Genomic DNA, 23,519 nt, shown 5'->3' on the forward strand with positions numbered 1-23,519 from the left:
GCAATGTTCGGCGGTGAACCTCATGATCACCTTCCTGACCCAGCGCACATAAGCGGAGGCCCATGATGAAAGCCCTATGGCTGCTGAGCCTGCTGACACTGGCAGGCTGTACCAGCACCCCCAACACCGCCAAGCCCGACGATCCCGAGTTCGCCCCCGTCTATGGCGAGTCGGAGCCTGTGTCGGTGCGGCCGACCGGTGCCATCTTCCAGCCCGAGCAGGTCAATGGTATCTACTCGGACATCAAGGCCCACAAGGTGGGCGACATCATCAACATCGAGCTGTCCGAATCGACCTCGGCGTCGAAGAAGGCCAACACCCAGAGCGGCAAGGACAACAACTTCGATCTGGAAGCGGTCACCCTGGGCGGCGTGCCGGTGACGGCGAGCCCCTACAACCTCTCTGCCTCCATCGATCAGAGCAGCGCGTTCAAGGGCCAGGCCAAGGCGGACCAGAGCAACAGCCTGCAGGGCAGTATCTCGGTCAGCGTGGTCAAGGTATTGCCGAACGGCAATCTGCTGGTGCGCGGCGAGAAGTGGATCATGCTCAACAACGGCAACGAATATATCCGCATTACCGGTCTGGTTCGTCCCGGGGACGTGAGCTCGGAGAACAGTGTGTCGTCCCAGAAGGTCGCCAATGCGCGCATCCATTACGGCGGTACCGGCGATCTGGCCAACACCCAGGAGCAGGGCTGGCTGACCAGCTTCTTCAACGGTCCCTGGTGGCCCATCTAGCGAGGGGGCCACGGCGGCCCGCTTGATACTCACGGGCCCCAGTGGCTTATTCAGGGCTCAGGCCCATTCAGGATTTACGGGGCCCTGGTGGTCTATTTAGGAGATCTCATGAATCGACTCCGTCTGCTTGGCCTGCTGTGCTGCTGCCTGCCGCTCGGGCTGGCACACGCCTCCCGCATCAAGGATCTCAGCTCGGTGGAAGGGGTGCGCAGCAACCAGCTGATCGGTTACGGCCTGGTGGTGGGCCTGCCCGGCACCGGCGAGAAGAACAACGCCTTCACCGAACAGACCTTCAGGACCATGCTCAACAACTTCGGCATCAAGGTGCCGGACAACATCAAGCCCAAGATCAAGGATGTGGCGCCGGTCGCCATCCACGCCGATCTGCCGCCCTTCTCCAAGCCGGGCCAGACCATAGATGTGACCGTCTCCGCCATCGGCGAGGCGAAGAGTCTGCGTGGCGGTACCCTGCTGCAGACCTTCCTCAAGGGGCTGGATGGCCGCGTCTATGCGGTGGCCCAGGGCAGCCTGGTGGTCGGGGGACTGGGAGCCGAAGGCGCAGATGGCTCCAAGGTGGTGGTGAATACCCCGACCGTAGGGCGCATCGCCAACGGGGCGACCGTGGAGCGCGAGGTGGCCAACTCCTTTTCCGAAGGGGATACCATCACCTTCAACCTGAACCGGCCCGATTTCACCACCGCCCGGCGGGTGGCCGATGCGGTCAACGATCTGGTGGGACCCAACATGGCCCAGGCGCTGGACGCCACCTCGATCAAGGTGTTTGCCCCGCGCGACCCGGGTCAGCGGGTCTCCTACCTGGCCACCATCGAGAACATTGAGGTGGATCCGGCCAGCGAGTCCGCCAAGATCATCGTCAACTCGCGCACCGGCACCATCGTCATCGGCAGCCAGGTCAAGTTGCGCCCGGCCGCCATCAGCCACGGCGGGCTGACGGTCACCATCGCCGAGAACCAGCAGGTCTCCCAACCCAATCCGCTGTCTGGCGGCCAGACGGTGGTCACCAACAACTCCACCATCAACGTGCAGCAGGAGCCGGGGCGGATGTTCAAGTTTGATACCGGCGCGACCCTGGACGATCTGGTGCGGGCGGTGAATCAGGTCGGGGTCGCCCCCGGCGATCTGATGGCGATCCTGGAGGCGCTGCAGCAGGCAGGCGCCATCCAGGGGCAACTGGTCATTCTGTAAGAGGCTGTCCAGGCGAACCTATGGCTTTTCTCTGGCGGCGCCGCAGCGGGCGGCACCTCAGGGGGCAGCTGGTCATTCTGTAAGCGGCTGTCCAGGCGAGCCTATGGCTATTCTCTGGCGGTGCCGCAGCGGGCGGCACCTCAGGGGACAGCGGGTCATTGTGTAATTAATAGCGGCAAGGGTTTGCCACGGGCGGCAAAGAGGAAGGTTATGGCAGAGTTCGACACCCAGAGCGGTATCAATATTGGCATGGTGCAGGACGTCCAGAATCTGGACAAGCTGCGCCGGATGAGCATGAGCAAGGAGGGCAAGGCCGAGGCACTGATGGCGGCGTCCCGCCAGTTCGAGTCCATCTTCACCCAGACCCTGTTCAAGGGCATGCGCCAGGCCAATGCGGTGTTGACCGAGGATAACCCGTTCAGCAGCAGCTACACCCAGTTCTACGAGGGCATGCTGGACGAGCAGCGGGTGGCCGACATGTCGAGCAAGGGCGGGATCGGCCTGGCCGAGATGGTGGTCAAGCAGTTCTCCCCCGAGAAGCAGTTCACCCACAACGACGGCCGGGTGCTCAAGCTGCCGCAACGCACCGAGCGGGTCTACAAACCCTACCAGCCGCCCACCTCTGCCCCCAACGATCTGATCGCAGCCTCAAAAGTTGGCAAAGATTTTGCTGAGAAGGGGATGGAGGGGGCCGAACCGGCCTTGACCATGCCCAGACGTCCGCACCGCACCGTGCCCCCCATGGGGAGCGCCCAGCCCGCGGCGGCACTGGATGCGACCGGCAAGGTATTCGATACCCCGGAGGAGTTCGTCAACCGCCTGATGCCGCTCGCCAAGAAGGCGGCGGACAAGTTGGGGCTGAGCCCGGCGGTGCTGGTGGCCCAGGCCGCCCTCGAGAGCGGCTGGGGCAAGCGGGTGATCAAGGACGGGGAGGGGCAGATGACCCACAACCTGTTCGGCATCAAGGCCGACCCCCGCTGGGAAGGACCCAAGGCGGTGGTCAGCACCCTGGAATATGAGCAAGGGGTGGCGTCGCGCCAGAAGGCGGCGTTTCGCTCCTATGAGTCGTTCGAAGAGAGCTTCAACGACTATGTCGATTTCCTGACCTCAGGTTCCCGTTACCGGGGGGCACTGGCCAAGGCGGACAGCCCTGACCGTTATTTCGAGGCGCTGCAGCAGGCCGGTTATGCCACCGATCCCCAGTACGCCAGCAAACTGAAACAGGTGTTGCGCAGTGATGCCATTGCCGGCTACGCCGCAACCAGCCACACAGAGATGGAGCTGTAAGTTATGGCAAGCGATCTGCTTGGAATAGGGACCTCGGGTGTGATGGCCCAGCAGCGGCTGCTGCAGACCACCAGTAACAACATCGTCAACGTCAATAGCCAGGGCTATGTACGTGAACGCACCCTGGTGTATACCAATTCCATCGGATTGGGGACCGGCGACATGGTGACCCAGCGGGTCATCAACAACTATGCCCAGGGGGAGATGCGCCGCGACACCTCCGCCTATCACGCCTCTGGCACGCGCTACGATCAGCTGTTCCAGCTGGATAGCCTGCTCGGCGATACCAGCAACAGCGTGGGCACCACCATCACCTCTTACTTCAAGGCGTTTCATACCGCCAACGAGTCGCCGGCCGAGATCGGCGGGCGCAAGACCACCCTGAGCGAGCTCAACGGCATGGTGAACCGCTACCAGACCCTCTCTGCCCAGCTCGACAAGCAGACTGACACCATCAATGCCACCATCGGCGACGAGACCGACAGGGTCAACAGCCTGCTCACCAGCATCAACGATTTGAACCAGGCCATCATCCGCACCCAGGGCTCGCCGGAAGAGAACCTGATGCTGTTCGATCAGCGCGACGAAGCCGTGCGCCAGCTCTCCGAGAAGATGGACATCCGCACCGTGACCCAGCCCAACGGCAGCATGCTGGTCAACATGAGCACAGGCCACTCCCTGGTGCTGGACGGCGGTGTCGCCCAGTTCAAGGTGGCGGCGGGGGATCCCGACTCCCGCGACTCGATCCTGCAGCTCACCCTGGGCTCCAACAAGGTCAATATCAACGACAAGGACATCGGCGGAGCCATCGGCGGCTTGTTCACGGCGCGTAACGATCTGGATCCCTCCAAGCGGGAGCTGGGGCAGCTCGCCGCCGCCATGGCCGATGCCATGAACCAGCAGAACCGGTTGGGGATGGATCTGGATAACGAGCTGGGGGGAGATCTCTTCTCCCTCTCGGCCAGCAAGGGGCTGCCCTACGGCAGCAACCAGGGCAACGGCGCCGCCAGCGTGAGCTTCGTGCCCGGCAAGGGGACCGAGGTCACCACCTTCGATTACGAGGTGCAGTTCAGCAGCGCCACCGGCTATGAGGTGTTCTCCATCGACGGCACCGGCAAGCGTACCTCGCTGGCGACCGGTACCACGCCCCCCGCCAAGTTCGAGCTGGCGGGGCACGGCCTCGAGATCGACTTGTCCGGTACCCCGGCCGCCGGCGACAAGATACTGCTGCAACCGACCAAGCACGCCGCCGCCGGCCTGAAGGCCGCGATCACCCGCCCGGAAGACATCGCCCTGGCGGCCCCCATCAAGGCCGACAAGAGTGCCCAGAATCTGGGCTCGGGCGAGATCAAGCTGAATGGCATCCATAACACGGGAGCGGGGTCGGGCTTCGGTGCCAATGCCCTGGATCCCACTGCGCCTCAGGTCGTCAAGATAGACAACGGTGGCAATTACGAGGTCTATGCGGCGGATGGCACCACCCTCATCGGGGTGGCCCCGGCGGCCAGCAAGGGCCAGAACCTGATGGCGGCCCTCGAGAGTCCGCTGGGCGGCCCCAAGGTCTATGCCGATCCCAACCAGAGCCCGGGCTATGACTTCAGCATCACCGGCAAGGTGGAGGCCAAAGACAGCTTCAACCTGAGCTACAACAAGAACGGTTTCGCCGACAACGCCAACGGCCTGGCCCTGGCGGAGCTGCAGAACAAGGAGTTGGTGCGCAAGAACAACAACGCCGCCACCAGCAACGACAAGATGACCTTCAACGACGCCTATGGCGCGCTGGTGACCGGGGTGGGCAACAAGACCAGCCAGGCCAAGACCCTGTTGCAGGCCAACGAGGCCAAGCTGACCCAGAGCACCGGCATCTACGAGAGCGTCTCCGGGGTCAACCTGGAGGAGGAGGCGGCCAACCTCATCCGTTTCCAGCAGTCTTATGCGGCCTCCGCCCAGATCGTCAGCACCGCCAAGACCATTTTCGACACCCTGTTGTCTTCCGTGAGGTAAGTCATGCGCATTACCACCAACATGATCTATGACCGCAACCTCGCCACCATGAGCAAGGTCAGCGAGCGTCAGAACACCGCCTATGAGCAGTTGATGACGGGGGACAAGTTCAACCGGGCGGGGGAAGACCCCTCCGGCATGAGCCAGAAGATGGCGCTGACCAAGGAGATCGATCTGTTCAAGCAATACGGGGTCAACGGCAGCCTGCTGGAGAACAGCCTGGGGCACGAGGACACGGTGCTGACTTCCATCAACAACGCCATGCTGAGCGCCCAGACCCTGATCCAGAAGGCGAACAGCTCGGCCATGGGCTCGGAGGAGCGCAACGCCATCGCGAGCGAACTGGAGGGGCTGCAGAAACAGATGTTCGATCTGATGAACAGCAAGAACTCCCAGGGGGAGTTCATCTTCGGCGGCAACCAGAGCAAGACCCAGCCCTTCGTCAAGGATGCCAGCGGCAACTATGTGTTCCAGGGGGATACGGGTCAGCGCAGCATCCAGGTCTCTCCCACGGTGCAGATCCCGGCCAACGACTCCGGCTTCAACCTGTTCGAGACGGTCGCCACCCGGCGCACCGCCAGTGCCACCACGGCCAACATCAAGGTCGGCGTGGGGGATCAGGGCAACTTCGAGAGCTTCTATCGCAACAGCTACGACTCCTCCCTGGCCAGCAACCAGTTCACCGTGAGCACTCTGGCGGGTCCGCCGGACAGCTACGAGATCAAGGACAGTGGCGGCACTGTGGTGCAAAGCGGTGACTACAGCGCGGGCAACAAGATAGCCTTCAACGGGCTGGAGCTGACCCTGGACCTGCCCGCGGGCGGGGTGGATCAGAACTTCGCGCTCGATACGCCGAAGAACGACAGCGTGCTCAATGGCATGTCCGATTTCATCTCGGCCCTGCGGGACCCGACCATACCGGCGGCGGATTTCCAGCTGGCGGTGGCCGATGCCACCACCCACATGAACAACGCCAGGACCCAGGTCGACCGGGGGCAAGGGGATGTGGGCAGCCGGTTGAACAGCCTGGAGCAGGTGATGGGCTCCAACGACGGGCTCAGCACCCTGAACCAGCAGGCGCGGGCCAAGGTCTCGGAGGCGGACATGTACGAGGTGATAGCCGCGCTCTCCAAGGAGGAGGCCGCCATGAGCGCCTCCCAGCTCTCCTTCAGCAAGATAAGCAAGCTGACCCTGTTCGACTATATCCGCTGAGTGACTGCTCCCTCTGGCCTGGGCCGGGGGAGCCACCTCTCCCTATCCGCCGTCCCTCCCTTCAATTTGTAACAAGCTATTGCCAGCGGCCCGGTCGGCTTGACTCGGGTCCGCCCCTGGTCGATGATGCCGCCCGCACAACCCCAGGGTTGTGGCTATTTTTCGCAGCATCTCGTTAGGCGAGGCTCCTGCATAAACACAGGCCACTGATCTCACGACGTCCAGAGACGCCCAAGATCAGGACAGTTTTCATCGGATTAAGGTGTCAACCCAAGTGGCTTCCGGCGTGCCGGATACGTTATGCAGTGCTAAAGCTGGTACGTGGGGATGATGACACGCCGAACGGCGTCATTTCCTGCCTATTACTCGTCAATCAAATTGCTGTTTTCTTATCGACAGTGACCGGTGCGAGCCGGTTGCCCTCAGGCCCTGCCTGAGATCACATGAGGTTATCTGTGATGAAGAAAACACACACCCTACTCAATCGTCATCAACTGCTCGATCTGGCCGCCCTGCAGGGCTGGCTGGCCCACAACCTGGATCCGGTGGCGCGCGCCGATCAGCTGCTGACCCTGCGTCCGGAAGAGCTCAACTGCATCTTCGATACCCTGCCCATGGCGGAGGGGGCCGCCCTGCTCGGTTCGCTCCCGCCCGACTGCGCGGCCCGGCTGCTGCTGCGCCTGCATGCCAGCCTCGTCGGCCTGCTGCAGGGGGCCATGCCGAGGCGCGAGCTGCTGGCCATCTTGCGCAGGCTCAATGAGCGGGATCGCGACACCCTGCTCTCCCGCTTCCCCGAGTCGGTGCGAGCCAGCTTCCAGTCGCTGCTGGACTGGCCGAGCGAGTCGGTCGGGGCCAACATGCGCCACGAATACCTGGCCATCGGCGAGCGGGAGACGGTGGGGCGCGCCAAGCAGCTGATCCACGACGCCTGGGACAACGCCCAGCTGTTCCAGCACCTGTACGTGGTCAATGAGGGGCAGCAGCTGCTCGGCAGCGTCTCCCTCAAGTCGCTGCTGATCGCGGATCCCCTGCGACCGGTGAGCGAGCTGATGGACCGTGAGGCGGTGCGGATCAACGCCCGGGCGGATCAGGAGCTGGCGGCCCGCCTGCTGATCGACCGCGACATCTCGAGCCTGCCGGTGGAGGAGCAGGGTCGTCTGGTGGGGATCTTCCATGTGGACGACGCCGCCGACATCCTGGAGCTGGAGTCCACCGAGGATGCCGAGCTGCAGGGCGGCTCCTCGCCGCTGGACACCCCCTACCTGCAGGCGAGCCCCTGGCAGCTGTGGCGCAAGCGGGTGGGCTGGCTGCTGATCCTGTTCGTGGCCGAGGCCTATACCGGCACAGTGCTGCGGGCGTTCGAGGAGCAGCTGGAGGCCGCCATCGCGCTGGCCTTCTTCATCCCGCTGCTCATCGGCACCGGCGGCAACAGCGGCACCCAGATCACCACCACCATAGTGCGCGCCATGGCCGTGGGGGAGGTGAGTCTGCGCAACCTCGGCACAGTGCTGAAGAAGGAGCTCTCCACCGGCCTGCTCATCTCGGTGGCCATCGCCATCGCGGCCTGGGTGCGGGCCTGGAGCCTGGGAGTCGGCCCCGAGATCGGCATGGTGGTCACCCTGACCATCATCGCCATAGTGCTCTGGAGCGCCACCGTCGCCTCGGTGATCCCCATGGTGCTGCGCCGCCTGCGGATCGATCCGGCGGTGGTCTCGGCCCCCTTCATCTCCACCCTGGTGGACGGCACCGGCCTCATCATCTATTTCGAGATCGCCAAGTGGCTGCTGCCCGAGCTGCAGTGACCCGCGAGAAAGCAAAAAGGCAGCCATTGGCTGCCTTTTTTCGTTGGCGGAACTCAGCTCAGCTGGAACAACAGCGGCCAGCCCTGCTCCTGGCAGTAACGGTGCTCTTTCTCCAGGTTCTGCATCAGCAGGCGGTTCTCGTCGCACCAGTCGGTCGGCAGGGTGACCACCAGCTGATCTTCGGCGGCCTGCACCTTCCATTCCGGCAACAGGTTGTCCTGGCGCCTGTGGTGCGCCGCCACGGCGAGGCGCAGGATGCGGATGCAACGCAGCACCGTCTGCTCGTCATGGTTGGGCAGGGCGGGCAGCTCGGAGAGCTTGAGCCCCTTGCGCTGGAACCGCACCAGGGCCGCCAGCAGGGCCTGATCGTCCTGGTTGAAGCCGGGCAGATCGGTGTTCTGCAAGATATAGGCGGAGTGGCGATGGATGCCGCTGTAGTTGATGGCGAGGCCAATCTCGTGCAGCCGCGCCGCCCAGCCGAGGATGGCGCGATAGGGTTCCTCCGGCATCTGCCAGGGGCCGCTCAGGGCATCGAACAGGGCCAACACGCTCTGCTCGACCCGGTTGGCCTGGCGCTTGTCGATGCGATAGTGGGTGCTGAGGGCCAGGGCGGTGCGCTCGCGGATGTCGTGATGCTGCAACCGCTCCTCGAATTCATACAGCAGTCCCTCGCGCAGGGCGCCGTCAGAGTACTCCATCCGCTCTATGGGCAGGGAGGTGAAGAGCCCGAGCAGTATGGCCACCGCCGCGGCAAAGACCTCACGCCGCTCGTCGGTCAGGCCAGCGAGTTTGAGCTGGTCCACCCGCTTGTGCTCGAGCATCTCTTTCTTCAGCCGTTCAAGTCCGGTGAGCGTGATGCTGCCATCGGTCCAGCCCTCGCCCTGCAGCACGTCGCGCACGGTGCGAATGGAGCCCGAGCTGCCGAGGCAGCTCTGCCAGCCCAGCTTGCGGTACTGGTTGATGATGGGGGCGAGCTGATGCTGCGCCTCCAGCACGGCGCCGTTGAAGGATCGCTCGCTCAGCTTGCCATTGGCAAAGAAGCTCTGGGTGAAGCTGACGCAGCCCATCTTGCGGCTGGTGAGGGCCTTGTGATCGAAGCCCTCGCCGATGATGAGCTCGGTGCTGCCGCCGCCGATGTCGACCACCAGTACCTGGCCTTCAATATGCTGGGTGTGGGCGACCCCCTGATAGATGAGGCGCGCCTCTTCCTGGCCGCTGATGATCTCGATGGGATGGTTCAAAACCTTGACCGCCTCACTCACGAACGCGCGGGCGTTGCTGGCGCGGCGCAGGGTATAGGTGCCGGCGATGCGGATCTGATCCGGCTTGATGTTGGTCAGCCGCTCGGCGAACAGGCTGAGGCACTCGAGCCCCCGGTCCATGGCCTCGTCCGACATGCGGCGCTGCTCGTCCATGCCCTCCGCCAGCCGGACCCGCTCCTTGATGCGATCGACGATCTGCATCCGTCCCTCGTTGAGGCGGGCGATGACCATGTGAAAGCTGTTCGAGCCCAGATCGACAGCGGCGTACAGACTATTGTCCATGGTTTGACTCTATCCGTTTGAGGTAGTCGTAAATCGCGACCTGAGAACGAACCTTGCGGCGGTTGCCCCGCTTCACGTATTCGTTGCTCTGGTTCGCATCGATGACCCTTGCCTTGCAGGTGTCGCTCAGCTGCAACTGCAAAATATCCAGGATGCGCTGCTTGAGCCGCTCGTCATAGATGGGGGTGCCCACCTCGATCCGGCCGTCGATGTTGCGGCTCATCCAGTCGGCGCTGGAGATGAACAGCTGGGGGTTGCCCTTGTTGTGGAACACCATGACCCGCGGGTGCTCGAGGAAGCGGTCGATGATGCTGATGACCTGGATATTCTCGCTCAGTCCCGGCACGCCGGGGCGCAGGGCGCACATGCCGCGGATGATCATCTGGATGGGCACCCCGGCCTGGCCGGCGGCATAGAGGCGGTTGATGAGGTCCCGGTCCACCAGGTTGTTGATCTTGAGCGTGATGCCGCTGGGCTGGCCCGCCTTGGCGTTGGCCAGCTCGTTGTCGATGTGGCGATAGAGCTGGCGCCGGCTGTTGATGGGGGAGACCATCAAGTGGTTGAACTTGTAGCGCCGATAGGGGTACTCGATGTACTCGAACACCCCCTCCACCTCGGCGGTGATGTCCGGGTGGCGGGTCAGCAGGGAGAAGTCGGTGTAGATCTTGGCGGTCTTCTCGTTGAAGTTGCCGGTGCCGATATGGGCGTAGCGCACCGCCTCGCCATGCTCGTGGCGGGTGATGAGGCAGAGCTTGGAGTGGATCTTGAGGCTCGGCACCCCGAACACCACCTTGACCCCGGCATCGGTCAGGATGTTGGCCCAGTCGATGTTGGCCGCCTCGTCAAAGCGGGCGCGCAGCTCTACCACCACGGTCACCTTCTTGCCGTTGTTGGCGGCGTCGATGAGGGAGTGAATGATGCGCGACTTCTTGGCGACCCGGTAGATATTGATGCGAATGGCACTCACCGCCGGATCGAACGCCGCCTGGCGCACCAGCTCGGTGAAGTGGTGGAACTTGTGATAGGGGTAGTAGAGCAGAATGTCCTGCTTGGTGATGGCGTCGAAGGCGTTGACGAAGCCATCAAAGTCGTGGCAATCGAGTGCCGGCAGCTTGGGGTTTTCCAGATAGTCCCGGCCCACGTTGGGGAAGCCGATGAAATCCTTGAAGTTGTGATAACGGCCACCGGGCATGATGGCGTCGTAGCTGCTGATCTGCAGCTTGAGCTTGAGGAAGCTTATCATGGCGGCGGGCATCTCCCGCTCGTAGACGAAGCGCACCGGCATGGCGGTGAGGCGCTGCTTGAGGCCATCACTCATCTTGTCCACCAGGCTCAAGTCCAGCTGATCGGAGAGATCGTATTCCGCATCCCGGGTCAGCTTGACCGCGTAGGCGGCGATCTCGTCGTAGTCGAAGAAGCCCTTGAAGATCTCGTCGAGGCAGAAGCGGATGACGTTATCCAGGATGATGATCTGCTTCTTGCGACGGGTTCCCTCCGGCGGCAGCTGGAAGAAGCGGGGCAGATCGTCGGTCGGCACCTCCACCAGGGCGTATTGGATCACCTGGCCGCCCTTCTTCATCTCGATGGCGAGGTAGGTGTGCTCATCCTTGAGGAACTTGACCGGGTTGACCTCCTTGTTGAGCAGGATGGGGATGATGTGGCGCAGCACCTTCTCCCTGAAAAAGACCCGCAGCCACTGCTGGATCGCCTCGGAGAGCTGGTTCTCGTTGACCAGGAAGATGTTGTGGCGGGCGAGGGCGATCAGCAGCTCTTTATAGGTGTTGTCGAAGGCCTCGCCGAGCGCCATCACCTTCTGCTGGATGGCGCGCAGCAACACCTTGGCGTCGTCATCGCCGCCGTGCACCTCGTTGATGAGGATGCGGCGCTTGACGTCCGATACCCGTACCTTGAAGAACTCGTCCTGATTGGAGGAGAAGATCCCCAGGAAACGGACCCGCTCGATGAGGGGGACCGTCTTGTCCATTGCCTCTTGTAACACCCGTTCATTGAATGAGAGCCAACTCAGCTCTTTCTCTTCATACTGCTTGTCGGTGCTCATGTGGTGCCTCTGTGATCAGGTTGCGTCTGCGCGGCAGTTATGGCGTGGATAGGTGACAGATTTATGACAATGAGTCCTATTCTGCCACGGCCTGATCGATGTCGACCACCAGGTCATCGGAGAGGGATTCCAGCGCCGCGATCAGATCGCCGAGCTCGAGCCCGGGCGGCAGGGCGACCAGGGCATGGGCGTAGAACAGCGGGGCACCGGAGTGGGGGGCCGGTTCGCAACCTGTGGTGAGATCGGCGACGTTGATGTTGAGCTGGCGCAGTATGCTGGCCACTTCGTGCACTATGCCGGGCCTGTCGTTGCCGGTGACGCTCAGCATCACCTGACGCTCCGGCTCCTGGCTGACCTGCCCCTCGGCGAAGCTGACGGTGAGACCCGGCAGCATCACCAGCGCCTCGCACAGGCCACGGTAATGCTCATCGGGGACGCTGACATGCAGGATGCCGGCAAATTGTCCCGCCAGCTCGCTCATGGAGCTGGCCAGCCAGTTGCCCTGCTGCTGGGTGATGATGTCGGCCAGACTCTCGACGATACCGGGCTTGTCCGCGCCGATCACGGTGACGACCAATTGCTTTTGCATCCTGCTCTCCTTCGAATTGGGTTTCTGTAGCATTGTGCCTGCAGTGTCAGGCCATATGAAGCCCGCCTTGCGCAAATGTAGTGAAAAAACGCCGATGCCGGAGGCGGCCGCCATTTCTGCGCTGCCTGACCCTTCTCCCCCGTGGTAGAGTGATGGCCCTTCTTCTGTTTTGTGAACTGGATAGTGCACTCATGAATACCCTAGTCGTATCGGGATTGGTGTTATTGGTACTGCTCCTGCTGGCGATCTTCTGGACCAGAGGCAAGAAAGGCAAAACGCTGCCCTATGATCTGCAGGAGGCCCTGTTCAGCCCGGCCGAGCGCTCCTTCCTCGGGGTGCTGGATCTGGCTGTCGGTGATCAGGCGCGGGTCTTTGCCAAGGTGCGGGTCGCGGACGTGCTGGCGCCGGAGGCCCGGATGGGCAAGAGCAAATGGCAGCAGGCGTTCAACAGGATCAGTGCCAAGCATTTCGATTATCTGCTGTGCCACCCGCAAGATCTCTCCTTTCTCTGCGCCGTCGAGCTCGACGACAGCTCCCACCGCCACCAGAAACGCAAGGTGCGAGATGCCTTCCTGAAGTCGGCCTGTGACAGCGCTGGCCTGCCCCTGCTGCAGATCCCGGCGAGTAGCCATTATCGGGTCGAGGAGCTGCGCGAACAGCTGCTGCCCCTGCTGAGCAAGGCGAGCCCCCAGATCGAGGTGACGTTGCCGGGTGAGCGGCGCGAGCCCACCTTCAGCCCGTTGCTGCTCGATGGCGTGGATGTGGAGGATAGCCGCCACGGGCATGCCGCCGTGCGGGCCAAGGTGCTGGATCAGACCCCGTTCATCGAGCCGGACGCCGGGCTGGTGGACAACCTGTTTGCCGATCCGGACGAAGAGGATCAGCCCCATGAGGCACCTCATTGCCCTCGCTGTGATGCCCCCCTGGTGGAGCGGGAAGCCAAGAAGGGCCCCCATGTCGGCCGCCTGTTCCTGGCCTGCAGCCGTTTCCCCGAGTGCCGCTACGCCGCCCCCCACGGCCAGCTCAAACACTGATCCTCTGGTTGGCTCCGGCTGCGGTCGGAGTCCTTCCTCGTCTGTTTTCCCGGTTCCCACCTATTTTTGCCTCTTCGATGACAAAAATTGTCTGATTGTGATCGCTGTCCCGCCGACAGGAATCGATCGCGACAGCTTTTGACAACGCGCCATAATTTTGGCACTTTGTGCGCCTCACATGACGTGCGTGTCTGTCTCTATCGGCACGGAAATAACAACAAACACTAAAAATTATAATAATAAGCACGGAAAAACAACAACTTGGCTTCAGGTGGTAAGACGGATGGATATGATGGCGATGGGGGTATTGCTTGTCGATGCCGATGAACGGCGACGTCAGCAACTGGGTACTGTGCTCTCGTTCATGGGGATCCCCTGGCAGGAGGTGGTAGAAACCGAACTCGATGTGGCCATCGAATCGTCCGGTCCGCTGCAGGGGATCCTGACCGGTGAGCTGATGGAACGTTCGCTCGGAGAACTGCTGACCGCCTTCCCCTGCATCCCGTTTCTCTCCCTGATACAGGCCGATCACCCCAACTGCAACTTCATCGGCGGCTCGGACGAGCCCTTCACTTACGAGTCCCTGACTCGCCAGCTGCATTTCTGCCAGGCCTTCATCTCCCTGCACCCGCGCCAACAGCAACACGACAAGGGGCAGACCCTGTTGCGACTGCTGGTGGGCAAGGGCAAGGGGATCCAGGCGGTGCGTCGCCTCATCAGTCAGGTCGCGGAGACCGATGCCAACGTGCTGATCCTGGGGGAGTCCGGTACCGGCAAGGAGGTGGTGGCCCGCGCCATCCATGAACTCTCTTCCCGCAGCAGTGGCCCCTTCGTCCCCATCAACTGCGGCGCCATCCCGGCCGAGTTGCTGGAGAGCGAGCTGTTCGGCCACGAGAAGGGGGCCTTCACCGGCGCCATCGCCGCCCGTCGCGGCCGCTTCGAGCTGGCCCAGGGCGGTACCCTGTTCCTCGATGAGATCGGCGACATGCCACTGCCGATGCAGGTCAAGCTGCTGCGGGTGCTGCAGGAACGCCTGTTCGATCGGGTGGGCGGCAGCAAGCCGGTACAGGCGGACGTGCGGGTGATAGCGGCGACCCACCGGGATCTGGAGGCGCTGATCCGCACCCAGGGTTTTCGCGAGGATCTCTATTACCGCCTCAATGTCTTCCCCATCGAAACGCCGCCGCTGCGCGAGCGAGCCGACGACATTCCCTTGCTGCTGCAGGAGCTGCTCAATCGCCATGCGGAGCAGCACAGGGGACTCATCCGTCTGACCCAGCGCGCCATGGAATCCCTGATGCAATATGCCTGGCCCGGCAACGTGCGCGAGCTGTCGAACCTCATCGAGCGGCTGCTGATCCTCTACCCCAACCAGATCGTCGACGTGGCGGACTTGCCGGGTCGCTACCGCCTGCTGCCCTGCGAACCCAGGGACGAGCGGCTCACCGAGATGGATGAGCGCGATGCCCTGGCGGCCGTGTTCCAGAGCCTCCCCGAGCCGGAGCCCGGCAGCGCTATCGTGCTCCCCATGCAGTTGCCACTGGAGGGGGTCAATCTCAAGGAGATGCTGGCCGACCTCGAGGTGGAGCTGATCCGCCAGGCCCTGGAAACCCAGGAGGGGGTGGTGGCCCGCGCCGCCGACCTGCTCAGCATGCGCCGCACCACCCTGGTGGAGAAGATGAAGAAATACGGCATGAGCAAGGAAGCCTGAGGTCAATGCTTTGACACCTATATGCAATCTATTGATATATAGCTGTTATTTTACTGGCATGGAAATTGAATAGCCTGATCCCAAACCCAGTTTGAGGTCAGGTTTATGACAATCTTGCAGCAGGACAACCCGCTTCAGTCACACGAGGTGAGCCAGCTTTATGCCATCTTCACGGCGCTGCCGACCGGCGTGCTGCTGCTCGATGGGGAGGGTCGGATCACCCGCGCCAACCCGGCGGCGTTGGCCCTGCTGGGGGAGCCGCTGGAGGGCCAGTCCTGGCGCCAGATCATCGCCCGCTGTTTCCAGCCCCGCGAGGATGACGGTCACGAGATCTCCCTGAGCGATGGGCGCCGGGTGCAGCTCTCGACCCAGCCCTTGCCGGATCAGCCCGGCCAGCTGGTGTTCATCACCGATCTCACCGAGACCCGCCAGTTGCAAGACAGGGTCAACCACATGAAGCGGCTGTCGGCCCTCGGCAACATGGCCGCCTCCCTGGCTCACCAGATCCGCACCCCGCTCTCTGCCGCCATGCTCTATGCGGCCAACCTCGCCAACCGCACCCTCAAGCCGGAGTCGCGCACCCTGTTCCAGCAGAAGCTGATGGCCAGGCTGCAAGACCTGGAGAAGCAGATCAGCGACATCCTGCTGTTTGCCCGCAACGGCGACAACCAGGTGGTCGCCTCCGTCTCGGTACAGGGGCTGCTGGCGGAGGTGCAGGCTGGCGCCGAGGCGTTCTGCCAGCAGCAGGGCTGCACGCTGCATATAGAGGCGCCGGAGCCGGATCTCTGCCTGCTCGCCAACAGCAGCGCCCTGGCCGGTGCCATCAACAACCTGATCGCCAACGCCCAGCAGGCCGGGGCCGACTCCCTGCTGGTGAGTGCGGTGCGCAGCGGCGCCCGGGTGGAGATGCGCATCCTCGACAACGGCAAGGGGATACCCGCCCAACTGCTCAATCAGATTTTCGAACCCTTCTTCACCACCCGCTCCCAGGGCACCGGTCTGGGGCTGGCGGTGGTGCAATCCGTGGTGCGTGCTCATCAGGGGGAGGTCGGCGTGGCCTCGGTCCCCGGTGAGGGCACCTGTTTTACCCTGTCGTTCCCCCTGCATCAGCAAGCGATGCGGCTTGGCGGTGTGGCATGAGCCATGTCGGATCCCTGTTGAGAGCCGGTGGCGATGCCGTTTGGCCAATGTCAGTGAATATTGATGAGGCCATATTGGCTGTGGTAGGAGGTGTGGCATGAGCCATGTCGGATCCCTGTTGAGAGCCAGTGGCGATGCCGTTTGGCCAATGTCAGTGAATATTGATGAGGCCATATTGGCTGTGGTAGGAGGTGTGGCATGAGACATGTCGGATCCCTGTTGAGAGCCGGTGGCGATGCCGTTTGGGCAATGTCAGTGAATATTGATGAGGCCATATTGGCCGTGGTGGGAGGTGTAGCATGACTCAGGCCCGGATCCTGGTGGTGGAAGATGACAGCGGCCTGCGCGAGGCGCTGGTGGATACCCTGCTGCTCGGTGGCTACGAGTGCCGCGAGGCGGACAGTGGCGAGCGGGCCCTGCTGACCTTGTCGCGCCAGAGCATCGACATGGTCATCTCCGATATTCAGATGGGGGGCATGGATGGCCTGACCCTGCTGGCCAACATCCGCCAGCAGTATCCCCAGGTGCCGGTGCTGCTGATGACGGCCCATGCCAACATCGACGGGGCGGTGCGCGCCATGCGCGAGGGGGCCATCGACTACCTCGCCAAGCCATTCTCCCCCGAGGTGCTGCTCAATCAGGTCAGCCGCTATGTGCCGCCTCAGAAGATCGAGAAGCGGGCCGTGGTGTACGGGGATCCCAAGACCGCCGAGCTGTTCCAGCTGGCGACCAGGGTGGCGAGGAGCGAGGCCACCGTCATGGTGACCGGACCGAGCGGCACCGGCAAAGAGGTGCTGGCCCGCTACATCCACGACAACTCCAGCCGGGCCGAGCAGAGCTTCGTCGCCATCAACTGCGCTGCCATCCCGGAGAACATGCTGGAGGCGACCCTGTTCGGCTACGAGAAGGGCGCCTTCACCGGGGCGGTGCAGGGCTGCCCCGGCAAGTTCGAGCAGGCCCAGGGCGGCACCCTGCTGCTCGACGAGATCACCGAGATGGATCTGGGGCTGCAGGCCAAGCTGCTGCGGGTGTTGCAGGAGAAAGAGGTGGAGCGGCTCGGCAGCCGCAAGCTCATTCCCCTCGACGTGCGGGTCATCGCCACCAGCAACCGCGACCTCAAGAAGGCGGTGCAGGACGGGCTGTTTCGCGAGGATCTCTACTACCGGCTCAACGTCTTCCCGCTGCGCTGGAGCTCGCTCTGGGAGCGACCGGGCGACATACTGCCGCTGGCCGAGCACCTGCTGGCGCTCCATGCCGGTCAGCAGGGGCTACCTGCGCCGCAGCTGGAGGCAGATGCACGGGAGCGCCTGCTGGCCCACTCCTGGCCCGGCAACGTACGCGAGCTCGACAACGTGATGCAGCGAGCCCTGATCCTGAGCCCGGATGGGGTGATTGGCACCGGGCAGCTGATCCTGGAGGAGACGGACGAGGCGCTGGTGCGCCCGGCCGAGCGCCTGACGGGGGAGGGGCTGGGCGGCGAGCTCAAGCTGCAGGAGCATCAGATCATCCTCGACACCCTGCAGGAGTGCAGCGGCAGCCGCAAGGATGCCGCCGACCGGCTCGGCATCAGCCCGCGCACCCTGCGCTACAAGCTGGCCCAGATGCGGGACGCCGGCATCGAGCTGCCCGCCTGAGCGCATGGCCTTGACGGCCCGGCTCGATTATCATGGGGGCCTGACGATTTGAACCCAGGACCCTTGCCGCTGCCTGCAGGCGCGGGGTCTGACTGTGTTAGGGGACCCTTATGATCTCTCATCGAAAACTGGAAACCGTGCTCAATCACCTGCTCGAGCCCCATGCCATCAAGGACTACTGTCCCAATGGCCTGCAGGTGGAAGGGCGCGAGCGCATCCGCAAAGTGGTCACCGGCGTCACCGCCAGCCAGGCCCTGATCGATGCGGCGGTGGCCGCCGGGGCCGACGCCATCCTGGTCCATCACGGCTACTTCTGGAGCGGGGAGCCGGCCCAGATCACCGGCATGAAGCAGCGCCGCCTCAAGGCCCTGCTGACCCACGACATCAACCTGTTTGCCTATCACCTGCCGCTGGATGTGCATCCCGAGGTGGGCAACAACGCCCAGCTCGCCAAGCTGCTTGGCATCAAGGTGCGCCGTGGCCTGGAGCCCTGGAACAGCAAGAGCGTGGCCATGGTGGGCAAGCTGGAGCAGCCCATGAGCGGCAGCGATTTCGCAAAGCTTATTGCTGAGCGACTCGGTCGTGAGCCGCTCCACTGCGGTGACAGCGGTCCCGAGCTCATCAGCTCGGTGGCCTGGTGCACCGGCGGTGGCCAGAGCTACATCAACCTGGCGGCGGAGCAGGGCATCGATGCCTTCATCTCCGGCGAGGCCTCCGAGCAGACCATCCACACCGCCCGCGAGATGGGGATGCACTTCTACGCCGCCGGCCATCACGCCACCGAGCGCTACGGCATCAAGGCGCTGGGGGAGTGGCTGGCGACGGTGCACGGGCTGGAGGTGACCTTTATCGATATCGACAACCCGGTGTAGGTTCGATTAGCCGCGTAGCGGCGTAATCGGACGTGACCGCAGCAATAGGTAGAAATGACAAGGGAGGCCTAGGCCTCCCTTTTTTACATGCTGTTTTCGGCTACTCGCAGGCATGGCCCGCCGGGCCGAGCGCCATGCCATCCAGCAGGGCTGTGCCCTCCTGCATCCGCAGCCGCCCCTGGCAGAACCACTGCACCACCAGCGGGTAGATGCTGTGCTCCTGAGCCTGGACCCTGGCCGCCACCTCGCCTGTGTCATCCCCTTCGAAGATGGGCACCCGGGCCTGCAGGATCACCGGGCCGCCGTCCAGCTCTTCGGTGACGAAGTGGACGCTGGCACCGTGCTCGCTGTCTCCCGCCTCGATGGCGCGCTGGTGGGTGTGCAGCCCCTGATACTTGGGCAGCAGGGAGGGGTGGATATTGATCATCCGCCCCGCGAAGTGGCGCACCAGATCGGCACTCAGGATCCGCATAAAGCCGGCCAGCACCACCAGATCCGGCTGATAGTCTGCCATCAGCGCCTGCAGGGCGACGTCATACTCGGCCCGGCTGGCAAACTGCTGCTGGGCCAGGATGGAGGTGGCCACCCCGGCCTCCTGGGCGCGCACCAGACCATAGGCATCGGCCTTGTTGCTGATGACGCCGACCACCTGGCCCGCTATCTTGCCGCTGGCGCAACTGTCGAGAATGACCTGCAGGTTGCTGCCGCTGCCGGAGATGAGTACCAGGATGCGTTTCATAGGGGAGGTCATTTGATGACGACCTGCTCCTCGCCATCCGCAGCCTTGGCGATATGGCCGATGTGCCATGCGTTCTCGCCTTCGGCCTTGAGCAGGGTCAGCGCCTTGTCCAGCTGATCCGCGGGCAGGGCGATGATCATGCCGACGCCGCAGTTGAAGGTACGGTACATCTCGTGACGGGTGACGTTGCCGGCCTGCTGCAGCCAGCCGAACACCGCCGGCCACTGCCAGCTCTGCTCGTCGATCACCGCCTGGGTGTTGGCGGGCAGCACGCGGGGGATGTTCTCCCAGAAGCCGCCGCCGGTGATGTGGGACAGCGCGTGGATCTCGCACTCCTTGATGAGCTTGAGCACCGGCTTCACATAGATGCGGGTCGGCTCCAGCAGGGCGTTGGCCAGGGTGGTCTCACCCAGCGGCTGGTGCACGTCGGCCTTGGAGACTTCCAGGATCTTGCGCACCAGGGAGAAGCCGTTGGAGTGGGGGCCGCTGGCGGCCAGGGCGATCAGGGCGTCCCCTTCGCCGACCTTGCTGCCATCGATGATCTCGCTCTTCTCCACCACACCGACGCAGAAACCGGCGATGTCGTAGTCTTCCCCTTCATACATGCCCGGCATCTCGGCGGTTTCGCCACCCACCAGGGCGCAGCCGGATTGCTCGCAACCGGCGCCTATGCCGGTCACCACGGCGGCGGCGGTGTCCACATCCAGCTTGCCGGTGGCGTAGTAGTCGAGGAAGAACAGCGGCTCGGCGCCTTGCACTATCAGGTCATTGACGCACATGGCCACCAGATCGATGCCGACGGTGTCGTGTTTTTTCAGATCGATGGCGAGACGCAGCTTGGTGCCCACCCCGTCGGTGCCCGAGACCAGCACCGGCTCCTTGTAGCCCGCAGGGATTTGACACAGGGCCCCAAAGCCGCCAAGACCACCAAGGACTTCAGGACGACGAGTGCGTTTTGACACGCCCTTGATACGTTCAACCAGTGCATTGCCGGCATCGATATCCACGCCAGCATCCTTGTAGCTCAGTGAGGTTTTGTCAGTCACGCGTATTCCCCGTCATATGAAGAAGTGGAGGGTAAAATTCGGGGCGTATTCTACCAGCGGCGTGGTAAAAGCAGAAAGGAAATCGTTTGCGCGTTTTTGCGTGGAAAAGCTCCACAAGCGGCGGCTTTTGTTGTATGATTCCGCGATTTTTTCGCGGCAGGTTAGAGGAGATAATAATGAAAGTCGTTGAAGTCAAACACCCCCTGGTCAAGCACAAGATCGGGCTGATGCGTGAAGGCGATATCAGCACCAAGCGTTTCCGTGAACTGGCCAAAGAAGTGGGCAGTTTGTTGACCTACGAAGCGACCTCTGACTTCGAAACCGAGAAAGTTACCATCGATGGCTGGAACGGGCCAGTGGAAGTTGACCAGATCAAGGGCAAGAAGGTCACTGTCGTGCCCATCCTGCGTGCCGGTCTTGGCATGATGGATGGCGTGCTCGAGCACATGCCGAGCGCCCGCGTCAGCGTGGTCGGCATCTACCGCGATGAAGAGACCCTGCAACCGGTTCCCTACTTCGAGAAGATCGTCAGCAACATCGAAGAGCGTCTGGCCCTGGTGATCGATCCCATGCTGGCCACCGGCGGCTCCATGATCGCCACCATCGACCTGCTCAAGAAGAAGGGCTGCCAGTCCATCAAGGTGCTGGTGCTGGTCGCCGCGCCGGAAGGCATCAAGGCGCTGGAAGCCGCTCACCCCGACGTGGAGCTCTACTGTGCCTCCGTCGATCAGGGCCTGAACGAGAAGGGCTACATTGTGCCTGGTCTGGGCGATGCCGGTGACAAGATCTTCGGCACCAAATAAACCCTGATGCCATAACCCCTTCTGCTCGTGAGAGGGGGAAAACGGAGCCGGCATCTCGCCGGCTTCGCTGTTTATACAGTCCCCCGTCTTGCTGGGAAGCGCGCCTTGCCGCTACCATAAGCACCATCTCCCATTTCGAGAATCTTCTTTATGCTTAAACGCTTAGTGACGCTCCTCTGCTGCTCCCTGTCGTTGATGGTGTCGGCCGCCCAGGTGACCGATCTCTATCAGGGCAAGGCGCCGACCAGCGGTGACATGGCGGCCGCCCAGTCCCAGGCACTGGGCGATGTCTTGATCAAGGTGACAGGCCGACGCGACATTCTCACCCAGCCGGAGGTGGTCAAGGCGCTGGCCGCCCCGGGGGACTATGTGCAGCACTACGGCTATCAGGATCTGGGGCCGGTCAAGTTCCTCAAGGCCGACTTTGACGTCACCAAGGTCAACGCCCTGATCGCCCAGAGCAAGTTTGCCCTGCTCGGACCCGCGCGTCCGCAGTTGGCCATCTGGCTGGTGCTCGATGAAGGGGAGCGTCGCATACTGCCGGATCAGTCAAGCGATGGCTGGGCCGCCGCCCTGCGAGGCCAGACGCAAGCCATGGGCCTGCCGGTCAGCATTCCGCTGATGGATCTCGATGACAACATGGCGGTCAATGCCACCGATGTGTGGGGGCGTTTCGCCGATCCCATCCTCCAGGCGAGCCAGCGTTACGGCGCCGAGATGGTGGTGCTGGGCAAGCTGACGCCGGAGGGTGACAAAGAGGAGGGGAAATGGAGCATCGACTGGGGTCTCTATGGTCCCAAGGCGGGCGGTGAGCTGGCGGAGTTGACCAAGGGCGCCGGCTCAGGCACCCAGGCCGAGGTGGCGCAGGGGATGGCCGATGCGCTGGCCGGCTGGCTGGTGCAACAGTACGGCACCCGCCTGTCCGGTGTGGCCTCCAGCCAGACCCTGGTGGTGGAAGGCTTGTCCGGCATCGATGGCATGATCACGGTGCAGAAGATGCTGCAGGGCATGGCCAGCATCACCAAGGTGACGATCGGCAAGCTGGAGGGGGACAAGGTCACCTTCAACCTCTCCCTGCAGGGTGACAAGGCCGAGCTGGTACGCGGTCTGCAACTGGAGAGTCGCCTGCGCCAGATCGAAGACAATGAGAGCGGTTTGCGCTACCAATGGGCACAGCCCTGATCCTCTGCAGCCGAAGATAATGCGCGCAGTCTGCGTTACCAATGGTCGCACTGGCGATCTTTATTGAGGATCCAAACCGCCCGGCCGAGTCCGGGCGGTTCTCTATCTGCCGCGGCGATGATACACTTGGGCACAAATGTCACAGTCAAAGCCCAACGAGTGAAGCAACCGGCCCAACTGTCTTTAGCCGTACAATTACCGGATGATGAAACCTTCGTCAGTTTTTATCCCGGCAACAATGCCCATCTGATCACCGCCCTCAAGAATGCGGCCATCGGTCAGGGCGCGCCTTTCCTCTATTTCTGGGGAGCCAAGGGCTCGGGGCGTTCCCACCTGCTGCACGCTACCTGCGCCGAGGTCAACGCCCGCGACGCCGCCGCGGCCTATCTCTCCCTCGATCAGTTCGAACAGCTGGATCCCAGCATGCTCGATGCCCTCGAGAGCCTGCCCCTGGTCTGCCTCGACAGCCTGGAGGCCATCGCCGGCAATGCGCTCTGGGAGCGAGCCCTGTTCGACTTCTACAATCGCTGGAAAGAGAAAGGCGAGGGCACCCTGGTGGTGACCGGCTGCAGCGCCCCGCGCAAGCTGGGGCTGCAACTGCCGGATCTCGCCTCGCGCCTCGACTGGGGGGTGAGTTTCCACCTCGACGAGCTGGACGATGAGGGCAAGCTCAGCGCCTTGCAGCTGCGCGCCGAACTGCGGGGCTTCAAGTTGCCCATCGACGTGGGTCGCTTCCTGCTCAATCGGCTGTCACGCGACATGCGCACCCTGCTCGCCACCCTCAATCAACTCGATAACGCCTCGTTTCGCGCCAAGCGCAAGCTCACCATCCCCTTCGTCAAGGAGATCCTCGAGCTCTGACCCTGTCTGGTGAGGGATGCATCATCCCGTTTCATGTCTCACGCGCAAAAAAGAAAC

Annotated in this window: 19 protein-coding genes and 1 riboswitch; of the genes, 14 read left to right on the forward strand and 5 right to left on the reverse strand. The window is 63.0% G+C overall.

From position 1 onward, the window contains the following. The first annotated feature begins 65 nt into the window (after positions 1-65). The 6 genes from flgH (at position 66) to mgtE (ending at position 8,248) form a co-directional block, all read left to right on the forward strand. A complete protein-coding gene (gene flgH / locus AACW18_RS16680) occupies positions 66-737 on the forward strand; it encodes a flagellar basal body L-ring protein FlgH (protein ID WP_042654889.1) in 672 nt (223 codons plus the stop codon). Positions 738-845: 108 nt separating this feature from the next. Next, positions 846-1,943, forward strand: coding sequence for a flagellar basal body P-ring protein FlgI (locus AACW18_RS16685; protein ID WP_042654888.1), 1,098 nt, complete (start codon positions 846-848; stop codon positions 1,941-1,943). A gap of 210 nt (positions 1,944-2,153) precedes the next feature. Beyond that, positions 2,154-3,230 (forward strand): flagellar assembly peptidoglycan hydrolase FlgJ, encoded by a 1,077-nt coding sequence (gene flgJ, locus AACW18_RS16690; protein WP_218389277.1) that lies wholly within the window; start codon positions 2,154-2,156, stop codon positions 3,228-3,230. Between the two features lie 3 nt (positions 3,231-3,233). Then, complete coding sequence (locus AACW18_RS16695; RefSeq protein ID WP_218389278.1) at positions 3,234-5,234, forward strand: FlgK family flagellar hook-associated protein; 2,001 nt, start codon at positions 3,234-3,236, stop codon at positions 5,232-5,234. 3 nt (positions 5,235-5,237) lie between these two features. After that, complete coding sequence (gene flgL, locus AACW18_RS16700; protein ID WP_218389279.1) at positions 5,238-6,446, forward strand: flagellar hook-associated protein FlgL; 1,209 nt, start codon at positions 5,238-5,240, stop codon at positions 6,444-6,446. 164 nt (positions 6,447-6,610) lie between these two features. Next, positions 6,611-6,780: riboswitch (M-box (ykoK) riboswitch) on the forward strand. 124 nt (positions 6,781-6,904) lie between these two features. Then, positions 6,905-8,248: a magnesium transporter gene (mgtE, locus tag AACW18_RS16705; protein WP_218389280.1), complete on the forward strand. Its 1,344-nt coding sequence runs from the start codon at positions 6,905-6,907 to the stop codon at positions 8,246-8,248. Between the two features lie 53 nt (positions 8,249-8,301). Here the strand turns inward: mgtE and ppx are convergent, their stop codons facing one another. The 3 genes from ppx to AACW18_RS16720 all read right to left on the reverse strand — a co-directional run bounded on the left by ppx (position 8,302) and on the right by AACW18_RS16720 (position 12,440). Continuing rightward, positions 8,302-9,792 carry an exopolyphosphatase gene (gene ppx / locus AACW18_RS16710; protein ID WP_042654883.1) on the reverse strand — a complete coding sequence of 497 codons (1,491 nt, stop codon included), beginning with the start codon at positions 9,790-9,792 and terminating at the stop codon, positions 8,302-8,304. Then, on the reverse strand, positions 9,782-11,851 hold the full coding sequence (gene ppk1 / locus AACW18_RS16715) for a polyphosphate kinase 1 (protein WP_042654882.1): 2,070 nt from the start codon (positions 11,849-11,851) through the stop codon (positions 9,782-9,784). Before ppk1 ends, ppx begins: the two co-directional genes overlap by 11 nt. Positions 11,852-11,927: 76 nt before the next feature. After that, the gene (locus tag AACW18_RS16720; RefSeq protein WP_042654881.1) at positions 11,928-12,440 is read right to left on the reverse strand and encodes a glycine cleavage system protein R; all 513 of its coding nucleotides are present in this window, start codon (positions 12,438-12,440) and stop codon (positions 11,928-11,930) included. A gap of 191 nt (positions 12,441-12,631) precedes the next feature. On the opposite strand from AACW18_RS16720, the gene AACW18_RS16725 reads away from it, so the two are divergent. The 5 genes from AACW18_RS16725 (at position 12,632) to AACW18_RS16745 (ending at position 18,831) form a co-directional block, all read left to right on the forward strand. After that, positions 12,632-13,474: a DUF2726 domain-containing protein gene (locus AACW18_RS16725; RefSeq protein ID WP_218389281.1), complete on the forward strand. Its 843-nt coding sequence runs from the start codon at positions 12,632-12,634 to the stop codon at positions 13,472-13,474. 289 nt (positions 13,475-13,763) lie between these two features. After that, on the forward strand, positions 13,764-15,185 hold the full coding sequence (locus AACW18_RS16730; protein WP_218389393.1) for a sigma-54 dependent transcriptional regulator: 1,422 nt from the start codon (positions 13,764-13,766) through the stop codon (positions 15,183-15,185). Positions 15,186-15,290: 105 nt separating this feature from the next. Continuing rightward, positions 15,291-16,325, forward strand: coding sequence for a sensor histidine kinase (locus AACW18_RS16735; RefSeq protein WP_218291938.1), 1,035 nt, complete (start codon positions 15,291-15,293; stop codon positions 16,323-16,325). Between the two features lie 299 nt (positions 16,326-16,624). After that, entirely contained in the window at positions 16,625-17,959 is a 1,335-nt protein-coding gene (locus AACW18_RS16740; RefSeq protein ID WP_218389282.1) for a sigma-54-dependent transcriptional regulator, read from the forward strand. Positions 17,960-18,069: 110 nt separating this feature from the next. After that, the gene (locus AACW18_RS16745; protein ID WP_218389283.1) at positions 18,070-18,831 is read left to right on the forward strand and encodes a Nif3-like dinuclear metal center hexameric protein; all 762 of its coding nucleotides are present in this window, start codon (positions 18,070-18,072) and stop codon (positions 18,829-18,831) included. Positions 18,832-18,931: 100 nt separating this feature from the next. Here AACW18_RS16745 and purN read toward each other — a convergent pair whose 3' ends face one another. Then, on the reverse strand, positions 18,932-19,570 hold the full coding sequence (purN, locus tag AACW18_RS16750) for a phosphoribosylglycinamide formyltransferase (protein ID WP_218389284.1): 639 nt from the start codon (positions 19,568-19,570) through the stop codon (positions 18,932-18,934). Between the two features lie 8 nt (positions 19,571-19,578). Then, positions 19,579-20,616, reverse strand: coding sequence for a phosphoribosylformylglycinamidine cyclo-ligase (gene purM, locus AACW18_RS16755; RefSeq protein ID WP_218389285.1), 1,038 nt, complete (start codon positions 20,614-20,616; stop codon positions 19,579-19,581). A gap of 176 nt (positions 20,617-20,792) precedes the next feature. On the opposite strand from purM, the gene upp reads away from it, so the two are divergent. From upp to hda, 3 genes are all read left to right on the forward strand, one after another. Then, positions 20,793-21,419: a uracil phosphoribosyltransferase gene (gene upp / locus AACW18_RS16760; RefSeq protein ID WP_005320172.1), complete on the forward strand. Its 627-nt coding sequence runs from the start codon at positions 20,793-20,795 to the stop codon at positions 21,417-21,419. Between the two features lie 150 nt (positions 21,420-21,569). Further along, entirely contained in the window at positions 21,570-22,601 is a 1,032-nt protein-coding gene (locus AACW18_RS16765; protein WP_218389286.1) for a DUF2066 domain-containing protein, read from the forward strand. Between the two features lie 159 nt (positions 22,602-22,760). Then, on the forward strand, positions 22,761-23,462 hold the full coding sequence (gene hda / locus AACW18_RS16770; protein WP_033131154.1) for a DnaA inactivator Hda: 702 nt from the start codon (positions 22,761-22,763) through the stop codon (positions 23,460-23,462). Positions 23,463-23,519: the final 57 nt, after the last annotated feature.

The organism is Aeromonas sp. sia0103, from assembly GCF_963895295.1.
In the GTDB taxonomy this organism is placed as follows: domain Bacteria; phylum Pseudomonadota; class Gammaproteobacteria; order Enterobacterales; family Aeromonadaceae; genus Aeromonas; species Aeromonas encheleia.

Excerpts from the sequence above, each read along its gene's own strand:
- flgH (WP_042654889.1), top strand. The coding sequence starts at position 66 with ATGAAAGCCCTATGGCTGCTGAGCCTGCTGACACTGGCAGGCTGTACC.
- AACW18_RS16685 (WP_042654888.1), top strand. The coding sequence starts at position 846 with ATGAATCGACTCCGTCTGCTTGGCCTGCTGTGCTGCTGCCTGCCGCTC.
- flgJ (WP_218389277.1), top strand. The coding sequence starts at position 2,154 with ATGGCAGAGTTCGACACCCAGAGCGGTATCAATATTGGCATGGTGCAG.
- AACW18_RS16695 (WP_218389278.1), top strand. The coding sequence starts at position 3,234 with ATGGCAAGCGATCTGCTTGGAATAGGGACCTCGGGTGTGATGGCCCAG.
- flgL (WP_218389279.1), top strand. The coding sequence starts at position 5,238 with ATGCGCATTACCACCAACATGATCTATGACCGCAACCTCGCCACCATG.
- mgtE (WP_218389280.1), top strand. The coding sequence starts at position 6,905 with ATGAAGAAAACACACACCCTACTCAATCGTCATCAACTGCTCGATCTG.
- ppx (WP_042654883.1), bottom strand. The coding sequence starts at position 9,792 with ATGGACAATAGTCTGTACGCCGCTGTCGATCTGGGCTCGAACAGCTTT.
- ppk1 (WP_042654882.1), bottom strand. The coding sequence starts at position 11,851 with ATGAGCACCGACAAGCAGTATGAAGAGAAAGAGCTGAGTTGGCTCTCA.
- AACW18_RS16720 (WP_042654881.1), bottom strand. The coding sequence starts at position 12,440 with ATGCAAAAGCAATTGGTCGTCACCGTGATCGGCGCGGACAAGCCCGGT.
- AACW18_RS16725 (WP_218389281.1), top strand. The coding sequence starts at position 12,632 with ATGAATACCCTAGTCGTATCGGGATTGGTGTTATTGGTACTGCTCCTG.
- AACW18_RS16730 (WP_218389393.1), top strand. The coding sequence starts at position 13,764 with ATGATGGCGATGGGGGTATTGCTTGTCGATGCCGATGAACGGCGACGT.
- AACW18_RS16735 (WP_218291938.1), top strand. The coding sequence starts at position 15,291 with ATGACAATCTTGCAGCAGGACAACCCGCTTCAGTCACACGAGGTGAGC.
- AACW18_RS16740 (WP_218389282.1), top strand. The coding sequence starts at position 16,625 with ATGACTCAGGCCCGGATCCTGGTGGTGGAAGATGACAGCGGCCTGCGC.
- AACW18_RS16745 (WP_218389283.1), top strand. The coding sequence starts at position 18,070 with ATGATCTCTCATCGAAAACTGGAAACCGTGCTCAATCACCTGCTCGAG.
- purN (WP_218389284.1), bottom strand. The coding sequence starts at position 19,570 with ATGAAACGCATCCTGGTACTCATCTCCGGCAGCGGCAGCAACCTGCAG.
- upp (WP_005320172.1), top strand. The coding sequence starts at position 20,793 with ATGAAAGTCGTTGAAGTCAAACACCCCCTGGTCAAGCACAAGATCGGG.
- AACW18_RS16765 (WP_218389286.1), top strand. The coding sequence starts at position 21,570 with ATGCTTAAACGCTTAGTGACGCTCCTCTGCTGCTCCCTGTCGTTGATG.